The organism is Fodinibius salsisoli, assembly GCF_026229185.1.
GTDB classification, from domain to species: Bacteria; Bacteroidota; Rhodothermia; order Balneolales; family Balneolaceae; genus Fodinibius; species Fodinibius salsisoli.
This window is the reverse complement of sequence record NZ_JAGGJA010000001.1, coordinates 317,274-333,878: the sequence shown is the minus strand read 5'-3', so window position 1 is coordinate 333,878 and position 16,605 is coordinate 317,274. Positions and strand designations below refer to the sequence as shown.

The window sequence follows — 16,605 nt, the reverse complement described above, 5'->3', positions numbered from 1 at the left end:
TTGATTGTTGGTATTGGTTTATTAAAAACTGTAGCGAACTTTGCCGGAGAAGTTACGCCCGGGCTTTTGAAGGCTAAAGTTGTCGTATCGTCTTTCGTCGGTGATATTCCGCGCTTCCAGCGTAAATTGAAATCGGTTGGTTGGCCCAAGGTTATAGGTAATCGTGATATCGTGGGAAATTTGTTGAGGGATGGCCAGCTTTTCGCTGTTTGTACCCAGACTGGGCCAGTAGAGGTAAAAGTCATGCACATAGAGCAGGTTGTATCCAATGCTGAGAGAGTGGTTATTTTGCCACAAATTATTGAAGGTGTACTCCGCATTGGCATTTCCATAGAAGTAGGGCATGTTGGGAATACGATCGCGATAGACCACGCTCTCGGTTGTTCGCCCGTCTACATACTTGGTATTGTTGCGTAAATCCTGGTAGGTCAGATTGAAGCCGGCGGCCAATTTGTCCTGGTACTGGTAATACACCTGTGATTCGAGCCCCAAGTTGGTTACACTTCCCAGGTTATCCTTTACCTGCTGTGTTTGATTGGTATTTAATTTGGTACGGATAAAGTCGCTGGCATCACGATAAAAAACGGTTTGGTTAACGTTCAGGCGATGTCCGGAGCCTAAATCCATCCAATAGCTACCTCCCAGGTTGTAATTGTGACTCTTCTCCGGATCGAGTTCGATATTCCCCTCCAGGTTCACCAGGTTTCCAAACAATTCATTACTGTTGGGTAGCCGGTAGCTTTTTTCATAAGAAGCCTTCAGCTGGAGGTTGTCCGTGGCAAAATAGGTGGCAGCCGCGCCGTAGCCCATTTTGCTAAAGTTGCTGGTTCGATCGCGATAGGCCACATCGCCATAATCGCCCGATGGATTATAGGACTGTACGTAAATATTTTTTTGGAAATAGTGTTTGGTAAAGAGCGATACGTTCCAATCTTCGCGGCTGTATTGGTATGACAGCCCTGCAACATTCTTGCGGGTTTTCTTGGGCTGGTCGTTGGTTATGTCATCCGGATTCAGCGGATCGTGTCCCTCACGGCTAAAGGTGTTGAAGGTATTACCCAGCGAGAGTGCATGGCGTCCGTTTATCTGGTAATTCCAGTTGGTGGTCACCAAACCATTATTGTTTTGATATTTGTATTTTGAATAGGAGCGCTCGCCGCCGGGGCCTTCGTATTCTACATAATCGCCAAGCCAGTTATAGCGACGATGAGAGGTGTCAATATTTTGCTCTTCGCCAAAGTTGTAGTTGGCATTAAGGCTTACATCCAGATTTTCGGTAAACAGATCGCTTTTCTGATATTTCAGGGTGGGCATGATGAGGTTGCCCTTGCGGTGCCAGTCACCAAAGACACTTACCTGTCGGGCCCCGGTCTGGATTTCATCATAATTCTGTCCTAATGTGATTCCTACCAACAGCCGGTCGGCAAAGGACTTATTGACGACCCCCAGATTGGCAATGACGGTCTCGTTGTGGTAGGTATCGTTAAATCGTTCGACTTCACGGTTCTTATCATAGGCACCAGTCTCAATATCAGCGACATCCACTGTAATGTCGTAGTTGTTGTCAGAGTAGTTTTGAAAAGCATTAATTTGGGCTGTAAAACCTGACTCAGCTACATATACCAAATTTGCATTAGTGCGGTGGGTATTGAACGAACCATATGAGTAAGAGACATCCGCATGGGTTTGCTGATAGCGATTGGTAATAACGTTGACGGCTCCGCCCAGGGCATCGGCGCCCAGTCCGACCGGCACAACCCCTTTGTATACCTCGATCCGTTCTGCGTAATTGACCGGAATATTGTTGAGCTGGAAGGAGGAACCAAAGTTGTCGATGGGAATACCATCCACAAAAAACTTGACTTGGTTACCGGTAAAGCCGTTCATCGAAAAATTCATGCGCGAGCCCACGCCTCCACTTTCGCGAACACGCACTCCGGAAACACGGTCCAGAGCATGGCCTAAATCCAGGGTGGTTGCATGTAGCTTTTTGGCATTAACCACATCCACATTAAATGCTTTTTCTTCCACTTCGCGCAGTTCGCTCTTGCCGGAGACGGTCACGGCATCCAGGTTGTAGGCTGCTTGCTGTAGGGTGATGTTCCAGGTGTGCGTTTGTCCTGCGTTGAGCGATAGTTCTTCTTTCCGGGTTTGGAAGCCGATCGAAGAAGCAACAATCGTATAGTTACCAGCTGCTATATTACGGATGCTGTACCGTCCATTGGCATTGGTAGTTGCGCCCCACCGCGTACCCTCTAATGCTACATTAATACCCGTCAGCGGTTCAGCGGATTCATTAACCACACGTCCTTCGATAGTGGCCTGTTGTTGGGCAGAGGATAAAAAGGGAAATGCTAATAACAAGGTCAGCAGGAGTAGGCCAGATAGTGGGTACGAATAGCGGGCAGGGAGCGTCATAGAACTAAGACAGTGAGTTTTCTTTGATGGACGTTAATGCAGATGCAATAGTTATTTAAACTAAGTCTATATAGTAGAAGGGCAGAACTTATTTAGATCATGTATAAATAGCAATAGCTATTCCGGGAATAAATAGTTTTTTACATTACCTTTTATTTGATCTATTATCTTATTTTCGGAGGGAAAGAAGGATGCTCATGCACAGGGGCATCTGTAATTCTAACAGCAATTTATCATGACTATCCGAGACCTCCAGGGGGTGGGAAATTCAGCCGGTATCCGGGGAGGAGGTCAATCCGAGGTTCTCTTTAGCTCTTTTGAGACTCTCACTGGCTTTGACAGACCAATTTTTGGGAAGGTACCGGCGAACCATCAGTACTGAACAGGGTGCTCGGTCCGCTACAATATCAGGAATGGTACCAAATAAGACGTTGCGTATACTCCACTCATGGGAGGCCCCGATAATGACCAGGTCATGGTCACTGCTCTCAAATTCTTCTGTAATACCGGTCGTTACCTCAGGGGCTTCCCGGATGAGGATTTGAGCCCGGTCGAAATCTCCCAGTACGGGGGCGATTCTATTATGCAGCGATTCTCGCTCATTTTTAACATTAATACCCGGTTTTACGAGGCGCAAAATTTTTAGATCTGCATTTTGCACGCGAGCGATACGTACGGCCAGCTCAAGGCCCAGCTGAGCATGGTGGCCTCCCCCCCAAGGCAATAAGATTGATTCTAACTTGTCAAAGCCACGATCTTTGAGAATGCCCACATCGGTTTTAAGCTCTTTGATGATACGCTGTACCGGGGAGTTATAAATGCGCCCAACACTGAATCCCCCTTGCCAGCCCATCAATAACATGTCTGCGCGACGGTTCTGGGTTTCACTGATGATGGCCCCAAATACATTATGTGCTGCTTCCGTAACCGTACGGAAGTCAGTTTGCGCCAATATGTTTCTATAACCGTTGTCGATTTGTTGTGCTTCAGCCTTAGACTGCTGAAGGATATTATCAATTTTTTGCTGAATGGAAGGTTTCTGCTCAAGGGTTTCTCTGATAGAGGTGATAGGAGTTTGGTAGGGGACATGCAGGATGTGCATACCCTCAACGGTACCTGCTTCGCTTTTGCCAGTCGAGATAAATTGAGCAAGTCTTAACAGGTCAGTTTCATGTTCGGGATTGGCCAAGGCAGCAATAAGGTGCAGGGGAGGGGTGGCATCCAAGGGACGTGAGGCCGGGGCCACCTTCTCAACTTCTTCTTCTGCAGCTTTTTCAGCGGGTTGAGTGAACAAGCTCCAGCCATATTCTTGCCATCGTTTCCTGAATTCCGGCATGGCGTGATCAATCGATACTTTGTCCCGTCCCCATATCATATACCAGGCCAAACTTACCACGATAAGAACCACCACGGCAACCTGGGCAAAAGGGCCGGAATAAAGAATTACGGCCAGGCATCCTAAAGCTGCCAAAACTTGTCCAAAAGGATTTCCCGGGGTGCGGTAACTCGGCTTATACCAGTCAGGGTCGGCCGCACGCAGTACGATACAGCCAATGTTAAGCGCCGCATAACTGTACAGTTGCAACACGCTGGCTATCTTGGCCAAACTTTCGAGACTTTCAATTAGTAAAAAGCAAAGGGCCAGGAAGCCGGTTAGCAATATGGCCCGGTAGGGTGTTAATAGTTTTTTATGGATCTTACTCAGCCAGTTGGGCACCATGCGATCGCGGGCCATAGCGAGATTGATACGTGAGGAGGCCATGATGCTGGCGTTAGCCGATGAAAGCGTAGCCAGTAGTCCAGCAAAGATAATGGCAATACCCCCAAAGCCTCCCAACATCTGTCGGGCGGCCGTGGTAAGTGGATCCTTTACATCGCGTATGGTTGACTGCGGGAAGATACCAGCAATGACAAGTAGAATAATAACGTATAGAAGAGTGACAAGTGCCACAGAACCGATGAGAGCCCGGGGCAGGTTTTTGGAAGGGTTTTTAATCTCTTCGGCAACGGCAGCAATCTTGACGAATCCCAAAAAGGATACAAAGACCAGGGCGGTTGTAGAGTAAATCGGATCTGTCCCCAGTGGAAAGAAAGGATTTAGGTTTGCTGTATCAATATGAAAGAAGCCTGTCAGGCTGAATCCCCCCAAAATGAACAGGAGCGTTAAAACTACTACCACCTGGGTGCGGCCAGACTCCTTGGCACCTATGATATTAAGTGCAATAAGTAACACCCCACCCAAAAAGGCACCCCAAAAGGGGGTAAGCGGAAGAAATTGGCTTAGGTATTCTCCCAGCCCAAACAGGTAAAAAGAGATGGCAAAGGTCAGGCTTAGCCAGATTCCCACTCCTGAAATCGCCCCGAATGCGGGTCCCAAAGAACGCGAAACAAAGAAATAATCACCTCCGGAAGTGGGCATGCCTGTAGCCAGTTCTGCGGCACTGGAGGCCGTAATAATACAGATGACGCCCGAAAAAAGATACGCGAAAATGGCTGCTGGTCCTGTCAGCTCGAGTGCAACGCCTGCCAATAAAAAAATGCCGGCTCCAATCATGGTACCGGCCCCGATTGTCAGTGCATCCCAAAACCCTAACTCCCTTCTAAGATCAGCCATTGAATATTACGTTGGTCAGTTAAAGATTTGAATGTTTTTGTTTTTGATCAATTTTATGGTCGCCGATTAGCCGTTGAAGATCACAATAAATCTAAAAATTATACGTAACCTATGAACCTTAACTCAACTACCCAAAGTAGTTATATGCTTATTATAGTAATTTTTCCTTTAGAAAAAGAAAAATTACGCAGATCATCATGAATTATTAAAGCATATCGCTGAGGATCGCGTATACAGAAATAACTTGTTTTAAAAAAATAAGCAATACCTGTACTTTGGGAAGGCAAAAAAATAACATCACCAAATACCTGTTGCATGAATATTTTTGGAATCATCATTCTGCTTACCCTGGCCATTGATTTTATTCTTAATCTGGTGGCTGACTTTTACAACCTGCAGTCGCTTGACAAGGGGTTACCGGCTGAATTCGATGATGTTTATGATGAAGAAACCTACGATAAGTCACAGCGCTATACCCAGGTCCGGACAAAGTTTGGGATTCTGACTTCAGCCTTTAATCTGATTGTTTTATTGGTCTTTTGGTTTGCCGGCGGTTTTAATTGGCTGGATGAAATTATCCGCAGCTGGGAATTAGGTGCGATTTGGACTGGGTTGACGTATATCGGAGTTCTAATTTTGGGTAAGAGTATCCTGTCGTTACCCTTCAGCATTTATTCTACGTTTGTGATTGAAGAGCGATTTGGGTTCAATAAAACGACACCCAAAACCTTTGTGTTGGATATGCTGAAGGGATTGGCGCTGGGCATTGTGCTTGGTGGTCCGCTTTTGGCAGGTATCCTGGCCTTCTTCACCTTTATCGATCAATATGCGTGGCTCTATGCCTGGGGAGCTGTCACGGCCTTTACGTTGGTTATACAGTTTATAGCACCTACATGGATTATGCCTATCTTTAACAAATTTGAGCCGCTTGAAGAAGGAGATCTGCGTCAGAAGATCCGCGACTATGCCGATAGCGTTAGCTTTGCCTTGGAAGGTATTTATGTGATTGATGGCTCTAAGCGCAGTAGTAAATCCAATGCTTTCTTTACCGGCTTTGGCAAGAATAAACGGATTGCGCTCTACGATACGCTCATTGAAAACCATACGGACGAGGAGCTGGTGGCCGTACTGGCGCATGAAATCGGTCATTATAAGAAAAAGCACATCATTAAAAATATGGTAGCGAGCATCGCCCAAACCGGTGTTATGTTCCTGCTGTTATCTGTTTTCCTGAATTCGCAGGGGCTGTACGATGCCTTTTATATGGAACAGGTTTCGGTGTATACGGGACTCATTTTCTTCGGCATGCTCTATGCGCCTATCGATATGATTACTTCTATCATTATGCAGGTGCTATCGCGGAAGTATGAATTTGAGGCCGATGCTTTTGCTTCCACAACCTACCGACCAGAGCCCATGGTAGCCGGACTAAAAAAGCTATCTAAAGATAACCTATCCAACCTCACGCCGCATCCGTTTTATGTATTTCTAAACTATTCGCATCCCCCTGTACTGCGACGTATTAAGGCGATCAAAAAAGGATAATTGCGATCACATACAGAGAGGATAAATAAGATTTTCATCTGACGACTGGGTTTGTCGTCCGATGAATAATTGAGCACTTAATGGCTAATCAATCTTCCTAAATCCCTCTTCTCCAAGAGGGACTTAAACGCCCATAATTTTAAACAAAGAGTTCCTCCTTAGAAAAGGAGGCCAGGAGGATTGATTGTACTTTTGTTCATCTCAGGCAGAAACCGAATCTTCTTTCAGGGTTATTTATATTTTTAGTATTCAATTTATATTTTTGCGAAAAATTTGCCATCAAAAAGAGAAGTATGAAAAAATTATTACTAACACTTACGCTATTTATTACTGGAGTTATTGCTAATCAGGTAAAAGCGCAAACTTCGCCTGAATTTGGCATTAGGGGCGGCATCAACTTTGCTTCTTTCAGCAATTCTAAGCAGGAAGTAGATTCGCGTCGCGTCGGACTTTTGGCTGGGGCCTATGCGGTTGTTCCCATATCCGGGACGTCTTTTTCTATTCAGCCAGAAGTACTCTACACACAAAAAGGAGCTGAGATAAATGATGTGGAAATTAAGTTCAGTTATATAGAAATTCCGGTCTTGGCACGAATTGATTTTGCTACTGAACGTAATCTTACCCCACACCTATATTTAGGACCCTATGCGGGAATTAACGTTAATGCTGAAGAAAACCCACCTGCACAAGGCGACATACCTCTCGCAGAAGAGAGGGCTAATGATTTTGTTTATGGCCTGACCGTTGGCGGCGGGATTGACATGAACAGTATCAATATTGGTTTACGTTATAGTTATGGTCTTGAGGAAGTCTTTAAAATAGAAGGGGCAAGAAATACGGCTATTTCTATTGTCGCGGGATATCAGTTCTAATTTGGTGACTATTTATTGTAAACTGTTCTGAGCCGTCTTTTTTAAGCTAATTCGATAGAATGAAAGAATCGACTATCCTTTTTATTACTGTAATGATCATGGGTTTGACCCAAGATTTTGCTACGGCACAAAATAAAACCCCTGGGAGGGAGGCGGCCTATTTTCAAATTGGTGGCGACGGTATCACGATAGTAAGCCTTAATTACGATCGAACCCTTGCAGGGCCATTGCAGGGACGTGTGGGTTTGGGATATTCGTATGCTGTGGGTGATATAGAAATTCTCGACCACAATTATCTCGTTTCCCTGCCTATGCAGGCAAGCTATTTAATGGGTGGTGATAACAACTTTTTTGAGATAACCGGTGGCATCACGCCAACCTATCTTTGGGGAGCAGGATCGGGTGCGAAGAGAGAAAGCGAATTCACGGTGGTGCCTTCCCTTTTTGTTGGATATCGTCATCAACCTTTGGGTAATGGATTTTTATTTCGGGTTAACCTTGGTGCCGGATATGATCGGGAAGGGATTCATCCCGCAATAGGCCTTAGTTTTGGCTTTGTAATCAACTGACACTCGTAAATACAGCGCATTAGGGCAATACGGGAACTTAGTCATTCACCACGGATTTTAGGTTAATAACGTCATCAAGGAGTTCTTTCTTGGAGAAGGAAGTCAGAAAGATTGAGTAAAAATCAATGTAGTAAGTCCGAGTTGGTTCAGAAGAAAAGGACGGCAGGCACGTTCTACGAAGCCTGTTAAGGCGAAGTGGGGAGGATTGAAATGTTTTCGGAAAATCTGTTTCCATCCGTGCAAATCTGTGGCTATTTTAAGCATGAATTTTTAAAGTCAGATTAACGAAGACAAGAGTTTAGCAATGCATTTTGAGACCAAGGCTATCCACGCAGGTATTGACGTTGAAAATCCCAATGCTGATGTGGTGCCCCCCATCCACAGGAGTACCGTTTTTGAACATCGTGAAGGCGGCTACCAGGAAGGCGATATGAATTACACCCGGGCCGTCAACCCTAATCGGCTGAGACTTGAGCACCTTTTGGCTCAGTTGGAAGAGGGCGAAGCTTGCGCCACCTTTGCTTCTGGTGTTGCCGCTGCTACAGCCGTTTTTCAGGCACTGGAACCGGGCGACCACGTGATTATGCCGGCCGATGTCTATGCCGGGAATAGCAAGTTGCTCAATGAGATTCTTATTCCATGGGGATTGGATGTCGACTACATTCCGATGGATGATCTGGAAGTGATTGAAGATACCATCCAGGACAGCACCAAGCTTATCTGGATCGAGACGCCCTCCAATCCAATGCTGAATATTACCGATATTGCGGCGGTCAGCGAGCTGGCCCATGAGTACAGTGCCATTACCTGTGTGGATAACACCTGGCCATCGCCGGTGAACCAACTCCCGTTAAAGTTGGGAGCCGATTTAGTGTTGCACTCCACTACCAAATACTTTGGCGGACACAGTGACATCCTGGGCGGCGCGGTGATTGCTCCTGCGGCTGATGGCATTATGGAACGTATCCGGAATATCCAGATAACGATGGGAGCCGTCCCCTCGCCGGAAGACTGCTGGCTGTTGTCGCGAAGCATTCGGACGCTACCCTACCGCATGCGGGGACATAATGAAAATGCGGCTAAACTGGCGAGCTTTTTAGATAATCATTCTAATGTAAAGAAGGTCTTTTACCCGGGATTGGAAACCCATCCGGGTCATGAAATTGCCCAAAAGCAGATGAGTGGATTTGGCGGCATGATCTCTTTCCTGGTCAATGGAGGCAGGGAAGAGACATTGAAAGTAACCGGTGGATCTAGGATTATTACGCAAGCAACCAGCTTGGGCGGTGTGGAGAGCACCTGGGAACAGCGTCGAAGTAGTGAAGGTCCGGATTCTGATACACCGGAGAACCTTATCCGCATCAGCGTGGGGCTGGAGCATCCGGATGATTTGCTGGAAGATTTAGAGCAGGCTTTAAAGCAAATATAGGCTCACAGTGTAGGTTTTGTACCAAATGAAGAAGCTGTTTTATCTATCCGTTTTAATAATCGTGGTTGGTTGCTCCAGCGCAGTGATAAATCAGCCTAACTATGTTGATCCGACCGGAACCTATGAGCTTGAGAGCGATACCCGGGAGGAAGGGGACGAAGTGTATGGGTATACTGGCCGCATTCAGGTTAAGAGAGTTACAGTAAACAAAATCTTGATGACCTTTGGGATCAATGAGGGAGCGCCAAACTATAATTCCGGGAGCTTTGTGGATACTTTAGCTTATCAGAATAATCGGGCAGTTTACAGGGCTGATCCCGCAATTGACCCAAGCTGCATTATTACATTTGAATTCACAGGCGAGAACGTAACGGTCAAAGAAGAAGCAGATAATTATACCGCAGGCTGTGGATTCGGATATGGGGTGGTCGCCAACGGTATCTTTGAGAAGACAGCTTCTGAGGAGCCGACCTTGAGGCACCCAATGACTGAACAGAAAATTGAAAAGTAAAGCTGCATTTAAGTTCTAATCGTTCGTCAAAATTCTTATCTTTTGCCTCTGTTACATTTACTTTTGATCAATAACTTTTTTTATGAAACCTTCTCGATTTTTTAGTTACGCTGCTATAATTGTTTTAGCCGCTGGTGGAGTTATTTGGTATATCATTAGTGATTATTATGCTCGCCAGGAGCCTGTACAGCAATCCGTAGAAAATCAGGTGGTGATGTATAAAAATCCCAATTGCCAGTGTTGTACGAAGTGGGCAGCACATCTGGAAGAGGCGGGATTTACCGTATCCGAACAGCCAACGCAGCAGATGAGTGCGGTAAAAGCCAACTACAAGGTTCCCTATAATATGGGATCCTGCCATACCGCAATTGTTGATGGATATGTTATAGAAGGGCATGTGCCGGCCAAAGAAGTTAAGCGATTGCTTAAAGAGCGACCTGATGCCATTGGGCTGGCCGTTCCCGGAATGCCTGTTGGATCGCCCGGCATGGAGCAGGGGAACAGAACCGAGCCCTATGATGTTTTACTTTTTGGTGAAGAAAATGAGAAAAGTACCTTTGCCAGCTATTAACCCGAAATACTGTTATGAACATCCAAAAATTCGATTTTTTCCTATTCCTAATGCTGATGTTGCTGGTCGGCTGGGGCTGCACATCAGAGGGAGGCAATGAGCAGCAAAAGGCTAAGCCAACGACGGTAGAGCAGTTGGATCCCTATTCTGCGCCATTATATGCTGCTCAAAACGAAGCGGAAGCCAAAAATTTTAGTGTAAAACTGGTGGGCGGCGAACAGTTTCAGCTTGCCGAAAAGCAAGGTCAAGTGGTGCTTTTGAATATTTGGGCTACTTGGTGTGCCCCCTGTCGTGAGGAAACACCCGAACTGGTAGATCTTTATGAGAAATACAAGGAGAAGGGGTTCGTAATTTTGGGTGTTTCAATCGATGAGCAGGGCATGTCGGTAGTTAAGCCTTTTATTGAAGAGTATGAAGTAAATTATCCAATGGTAATTGATGACGGCACAATTATGGATAAATATGGCCCTACTATGGGAGTCCCGACAACCTATATTATTGATAAAAGGGGGAATTTGCGCTATTTCGCAGTTGGAGCAGTTACATCCAAGGAGCTTGAACCCCGCATCAAAGCTCTTTTGGATGAAGATGTGGGTTCCAAAAGTTGATGTAGTCATCCCAACACCAAAAAGGTATATATTTTGATCTAATCGCATTTATTAAGATCTTTGAGGGCTGCTCGCCGAAGGTTGGAGGCAGTCTTTTTGTATATGATTTTCTATTTAAATTTTTAACGATCTAATTGGAGTAACGATGGCCCGAGTTGAAGTAGAAATGCCCCAGATGGGTGAGTCCGTGATGGAAGGAACCGTCATTGAGTGGACCAAAAATATCGGTGACAGTGTAGAAGAAGATGAAACACTTTTAGAAATTGCAACCGATAAGGTTGACACTGAAGTCCCCTCGCCCCAAGCCGGAATTCTTGTCGAAATTTTAGCAGAAGAAGATGAAACAATCGAAGTGGGCCAGGTGATTGCTGTTATCGAAACAGATCCTGATGCCGCCGGGGAGAGTAAAGAAGCTTCTGATGGCCAGGTGGAAGAAACGGTAAGTGAGCCGGTAGAAAATGAGGCCACTGATGAGGATGCCGACTCGGATCAAGGTGATGCTTCTGAAGAAGAGGGCGAGCGTGTTGAAGTACAGATGCCGAAGATGGGCGAATCCGTAATGGAAGGTACGGTCATCGAATGGGTTAAGTCGGTAGGTGATAGGGTAGAAGAAGATGAAACGCTACTCGAAATTTCTACGGATAAAGTAGACTCAGAAGTTCCCTCTCCACAAGCCGGGATCCTGGTTGAGACGCTGGCTGAAGAGGGCGAAACGATAGAAGTAGGCCAAACCATTGCTATTATTGCAACCGGAAAGGCCGCTGCCGGCGCTTCTGCATCGGCGGAACAAGAATCGACACCGACTGCAGATAGCTCTGAGGAAGAAGAGGCTCCGGCTTCAGCCGTTTCAAGCAGTACATCAGATAATGGTGCTGAGCCTCAGCGTATTGGCAGTGACGGCCGTTTTTATTCACCGTTGGTCCGCTCCATTGCTAAAGAAGAAGGTATTTCGCAGCAAGAGCTTGAAAATATTGAAGGGTCCGGACAGGGCGGCCGGGTTTCCAAAGAGGACATTATGAGTTACCTGGAAGATCGTGCATCCGGTGAGGCGGTGGCGGCTGCCGATACCCAGAAGCAGGCTGCTGCAGGATTAAGTAAGCCTGCGGCCCAGCAAGATACTCCGGTTCAGGCTAAGGAGCGATCGATTTCGGCCGGGGAGCTTGATATTCAGCGACCATCTGAAAATGTGGAAACCATTAAGATGGATCGCATGCGTAAGATGATTGCCAAGCATATGGTCGAATCGAAGCAGACCTCGGCTCATGTCACAACTTTTGCAGAAGTAGATGTAACCAACTTGGTACGCTGGCGAGAGCAAAATAAAGAAGAGTTTACCGAACGAGCCGGTGTTAAACTGACCTATACGCCGCTGTTTATTGAAAAAATCATCCAGGCGATTCGGGAATTCCCGCTGATTAACAGTTCAGTAGATACCGAAAACGATCAGATCTTATTGAAGAAGGCCATTAACCTCGGCCTGGCCGTTGCGCTGGGTGAAGGAGGAAAAGGCGGACTTATTGTTCCGGTCATCAAGAATGCCCAGCAGAAAAACCTGGTAGGCCTGGCAAGCGCTGTGCATGACCTTGCGATAAAGGCACGAAATAAAAACTTAAGTCCGGACGACCTTGTAGGTGGCACCATTACGCTGACCAATTACGGCAGTGTTGGCAACCTGATGGGTACTCCTATCATTAACCAGCCTCAGGTAGCTATCCTGGGAACCGGAGCTATTGAAAAACGCCCTGTTGTAAAAGAAACCGAAGAAGGAGATGTGATTGCCATTCGCCATATGATGTACCTGTCGATGAGCTACGACCATCGCATCATTGACGGTGCACACGGTGGAGCCTTCCTGAATCGGGTGAAACAGTTGCTTGAAGGATTTGACACCGACCGTGCAGTTTAATTGAGCGCGGATTAAGCGGATATTGTAAATAATCGCAGATTGGGATTTATATAAGTCCTTTTCTGCGGCAGTCCGCTCAATTCATTAAGTCTGTGTTCTATTCAAGATTATATGGAAGCAATTACAACCATTGAAGACATCCGGGATAAAGTTGCATCCCTCAAGAAGGGGGGAAAGACTGTAGCTTTTGTGCCGACGATGGGTGCCCTTCATGAAGGGCACTTTTCCCTCTTTCGTCTTGCAAAACAGCATGCGGATGAAGTGGTAGCCTCCATTTATGTAAATCCTGAGCAGTTTGGTCCGGATGAGGATTTTGATGAATATCCACGACAATTGGAAGCGGATCTGAAAGTCTGTGCAGAAGAAGGCATCGCCGCCGTTTTTGCGCCTTCTGATAAGATCATGTATCCATCGAAACAGTATCTGCATATTGAGGTGGATGAGCTTAATATGCATATGGATGGAGGATCACGGCCCGGTTTTTTCGAGGGCATTTTGCTGATCGTCAATAAGCTTTTTAACATTATTGAGCCTGATTTTGCCGTATTTGGGCAAAAGGATATCCAGCAGTTTCGTATTCTTCAGCAGATGGTCAGTGAGTTTAATCACAATATAGAACTGGTTATGGGGTCGATTAAGCGGGCCAATGATGGACTGGCTTTAAGCAGCCGGAATGCCTATCTGGATGAGGAACAGCGTAAAAGGGCTCCGGGACTGTATCGTTGTCTGCAGTATGTGCAAAAACAGATTGGCAACGGGGTAACCGATGTGCACTTGCTTTTAGACCATCAGCGAAGCGAATTACAAGCAAAAGGGTTTAAAATTGATTATCTTAAGCTGTTTTCATTCGATACGATGGTGCCGGTCAATGAAGTGAAGAACAGCTCCAAATATATATTGGCCGGGGCCGTTTATTTAGGAGACACGCGCTTAATTGATAATTTAATTGTAGAAAGACCGTAGGTAGCAGTTATGACTGTAACGATGTTCAAATCGAAACTACACCAGATGAAGGTTACTGAGGCGAACCTTCATTATGAGGGGAGTATTACGATTGACAAGGAATTGCTGGATGAGGCTGGGATATTACCTTACGAAAAAGTTCAGGTAGTAAATATCACCAATGGTGCACGTCTCGAAACTTATACTATTCCTGGTGATGCCGGCTCGCGCATATGTTGTTTAAACGGTGCAGCGGCGCGCAAAACACAGGTCGGAGATCGAATTATCGTTATCTCTTATGCCGAAATGACGCCCGAAGAAGCCGAATCGTTTAAGCCCAAGGTGGTTATTGTGGATGAAAATAATAATCCCAAAACCACTACAGACGAGACAACCTACGGTACGAAGTATGATGAAAAGTCCGGTTTGTTAGATAACTCCATCGTCTGAGTCTATTTTCCTTTCTTTTGAAAGAATTTCTCGTTGGCATAATTTCAAGAATCCTTTCTCAGGCATTCTTGAAATCGCCTAAGTTCTTCATTCATCAATCACTTTGCGTAACAACTTCTTTGTCAGCATTCTTGCCATACTTTTTGAAAAGTTCGACAAGGGAATCCAGTTTTACTTCTAATACAGCCAGGTATTTATCTCGTTCTTCCTTGGGGATATCGATGTAGATAATACCGGGGTAATGAGCCCAGTCGATGGCCCCTTTACGATTAAATGGCCCCTCAGTACCTGAATTTACCACTCGTATTGATTCGATATCATTTTGGATGCCCTTCAGGATCGTTGGATGATCTGTATTGTCTTCAACAAACAGGTAAAATGCGGCGTGATAGTTGTATCAGAGGTCTCTTTTCATAATTTGATCAAAGGAGAGGGGAAAAGGTCTGGAAAGCAATAAAGAAGGTCGCATATCTATCTATGCTATTTATGTAAATTTAGTGTTAAAAATTGCAAAATAATTTCTAAGTAAGTATTCAACGTAACTTTTGTTATTGTTTTTCGTTGAAATGGTATAGTAATAGATTGACATCCTACTATCTAAACAGTAATATGGGATTGAACGGAATTCAAGGGATGTTGGCAGCTTCAAATTTGATTCAGTTTTTATACCGATATTGTTTTTGAATATTACTGATAGTATAAATGGTAGAATAATTTTTATCACTAATTACAGATATGAGTTTTTTAAAGAATAAAAAGTATGTTGCATCGGGAGTTACTGTAATTCTTATCCTTATTTTTTGGTTGGCTTTCGGGAGTGAATCAGAAGATAATCCAGCGATATATACGACGCCGAAGCAGGGCACTTTTAAAGTTGAAGTAACGACAACAGGAGAGCTCAGAGCTAAAAATTCAACGAGCATCCGGGGGCCCGAAGGAATCCGGGAGTTTCGAATTTTTAATGTTCCCATCCAGCGGCTTGTACCGGAAGGAACCGTAGTGCAAAAGGGCGATTTTGTAGCAGAGCTCGATCGATCGGAAATAACCAGTTCGCTGCAGGATGCTCAGTTGGAGCTGGAAGAAGAAAAATCACAATATGAGAGTGCTCAACTTGATAGCACCCTTACGTTGTCACAAGCTCGTGATAATTTGATAAACCTGGAATATTCCTTGGAGGAAGCCGAAATTGCGGTTGAACAGTCGCAGTATGAATCTCCTGCTACACAACGTCAGGTTAAAATTGATATGGAGCGGGCAAAGCGGGAGCTGGAACAGGCCCGTAAAAACTATAAGACGGAAGTCCGTAAAGCTGAAGTTACGCTTCGTGAAATTGAAACCGATTTAACCCAGCAGCGCCGAGAGGTTCAGCGTATTCAAGAGGTTATTAAGCAGTTTACCATTTATGCTCCTGAAAATGGGATGGTTATTTACAAACGTAACCGCGATGGAACCAAGGTGACGGAGGCGAGTTCTATAAGCGCCTGGGATCCTGTGGTCGCTCAACTACCCGATTTCAGCGTGATGAACTCGGTAACGTATGTCAATGAAGTAGATATACAAAATATCCGGAAGGGGCAGCTGGCAGATATTGGACTGGATGCTATGCCGGACAAACAACTAACGGGGGTAATAACGGATGTGGCTAATATTGGTGAACAGCATCCAAACTCTGATTCCAAAGTGTTTCAGGTGGTTATAGAAGTGAATGAAGCCGATACCACTCTGCGGCCGGCCATGACGACCAGTAATACCATCCATATTAGTTCGGTCGATAGTGCTTTGTATGTGCCACTGGAGGCCATTCATTCTCAGGATTCGGTAGATTTTGTTTTTAAACGAGACGGCCTTGAGCCGGTTATGCAACAGGTTGTGCTGGGCTTAATGAATGATAATGATGTGATCATTAAAGAGGGATTGGGGATGAATGACCAGCTATACTTGTCAACACCGCCCGATACGGCCAATATTGAAAAGAATCTTTTGTCCCCGGAGGTATTGCAGAAGTATCAAAACCAAGAGAATGAAAAAAAGATCGAAGCAGATCCCTCAGAGAATATGACGCCTGAAAGAGAGCTTGAGAGTACCAGAAGGGGCGAGAACGGACCTCCTGCAAATCGAAGTAATCGTTAGCCGCTTTTAAAAATATGATATCGTTGGTAAACCATTTTTA

The 16,605-nt window shown here is 45.4% G+C and carries 14 protein-coding genes; 11 read left to right on the top strand and 3 right to left on the bottom strand.

All coding sequences use genetic code 11. The annotated features are described in order from the left end of the window. Positions 1 to 21: 21 nt before the first annotated feature. Positions 22 to 2,418: a TonB-dependent receptor gene (locus J6I44_RS01180; protein ID WP_265764103.1), complete on the bottom strand. Its 2,397-nt coding sequence runs from the start codon at positions 2,416 to 2,418 to the stop codon at positions 22 to 24. Between the two features lie 268 nt (positions 2,419 to 2,686). Next, positions 2,687 to 5,032, bottom strand: coding sequence for an amino acid permease (locus tag J6I44_RS01175; protein ID WP_265764102.1), 2,346 nt, complete (start codon positions 5,030 to 5,032; stop codon positions 2,687 to 2,689). Between the two features lie 315 nt (positions 5,033 to 5,347). On the opposite strand from J6I44_RS01175, the gene J6I44_RS01170 reads away from it, so the two are divergent. The 10 genes from J6I44_RS01170 (at position 5,348) to panD (ending at position 14,435) form a co-directional block, all read left to right on the top strand. After that, positions 5,348 to 6,577 carry a M48 family metallopeptidase gene (locus J6I44_RS01170; RefSeq protein WP_265764101.1) on the top strand — a complete coding sequence of 410 codons (1,230 nt, stop codon included), beginning with the start codon at positions 5,348 to 5,350 and terminating at the stop codon, positions 6,575 to 6,577. Between the two features lie 293 nt (positions 6,578 to 6,870). After that, positions 6,871 to 7,449 carry a porin family protein gene (locus tag J6I44_RS01165; protein WP_265764100.1) on the top strand — a complete coding sequence of 193 codons (579 nt, stop codon included), beginning with the start codon at positions 6,871 to 6,873 and terminating at the stop codon, positions 7,447 to 7,449. A 59-nt stretch (positions 7,450 to 7,508) separates the two neighbouring features. After that, a complete protein-coding gene (locus tag J6I44_RS01160) occupies positions 7,509 to 8,018 on the top strand; it encodes a hypothetical protein (RefSeq protein WP_265764099.1) in 510 nt (169 codons plus the stop codon). Between the two features lie 304 nt (positions 8,019 to 8,322). Beyond that, positions 8,323 to 9,447 carry a trans-sulfuration enzyme family protein gene (locus J6I44_RS01155; RefSeq protein WP_265764098.1) on the top strand — a complete coding sequence of 375 codons (1,125 nt, stop codon included), beginning with the start codon at positions 8,323 to 8,325 and terminating at the stop codon, positions 9,445 to 9,447. A 25-nt stretch (positions 9,448 to 9,472) separates the two neighbouring features. After that, entirely contained in the window at positions 9,473 to 9,958 is a 486-nt protein-coding gene (locus J6I44_RS01150; protein WP_265764097.1) for a hypothetical protein, read from the top strand. Between the two features lie 82 nt (positions 9,959 to 10,040). Beyond that, on the top strand, positions 10,041 to 10,529 hold the full coding sequence (locus tag J6I44_RS01145; protein ID WP_265764096.1) for a DUF411 domain-containing protein: 489 nt from the start codon (positions 10,041 to 10,043) through the stop codon (positions 10,527 to 10,529). Between the two features lie 14 nt (positions 10,530 to 10,543). Next, a complete protein-coding gene (locus tag J6I44_RS01140; protein ID WP_265764095.1) occupies positions 10,544 to 11,137 on the top strand; it encodes a TlpA disulfide reductase family protein in 594 nt (197 codons plus the stop codon). 145 nt (positions 11,138 to 11,282) lie between these two features. Continuing rightward, the gene (sucB, locus tag J6I44_RS01135; protein WP_265764094.1) at positions 11,283 to 13,043 is read left to right on the top strand and encodes a 2-oxoglutarate dehydrogenase, E2 component, dihydrolipoamide succinyltransferase; all 1,761 of its coding nucleotides are present in this window, start codon (positions 11,283 to 11,285) and stop codon (positions 13,041 to 13,043) included. A 111-nt stretch (positions 13,044 to 13,154) separates the two neighbouring features. Then, positions 13,155 to 14,006, top strand: coding sequence for a pantoate--beta-alanine ligase (gene panC, locus J6I44_RS01130; protein ID WP_265764093.1), 852 nt, complete (start codon positions 13,155 to 13,157; stop codon positions 14,004 to 14,006). 9 nt (positions 14,007 to 14,015) lie between these two features. Beyond that, positions 14,016 to 14,435: an aspartate 1-decarboxylase gene (panD, locus tag J6I44_RS01125; protein ID WP_265764092.1), complete on the top strand. Its 420-nt coding sequence runs from the start codon at positions 14,016 to 14,018 to the stop codon at positions 14,433 to 14,435. A gap of 94 nt (positions 14,436 to 14,529) precedes the next feature. Here the strand turns inward: panD and J6I44_RS01120 are convergent, their stop codons facing one another. Then, positions 14,530 to 14,736, bottom strand: coding sequence for a hypothetical protein (locus J6I44_RS01120; RefSeq protein ID WP_265764091.1), 207 nt, complete (start codon positions 14,734 to 14,736; stop codon positions 14,530 to 14,532). Positions 14,737 to 15,170: 434 nt separating this feature from the next. On the opposite strand from J6I44_RS01120, the gene J6I44_RS01115 reads away from it, so the two are divergent. Continuing rightward, the gene (locus J6I44_RS01115) at positions 15,171 to 16,565 is read left to right on the top strand and encodes an efflux RND transporter periplasmic adaptor subunit (RefSeq protein WP_265764090.1); all 1,395 of its coding nucleotides are present in this window, start codon (positions 15,171 to 15,173) and stop codon (positions 16,563 to 16,565) included. Positions 16,566 to 16,605 lie beyond the last annotated feature (40 nt).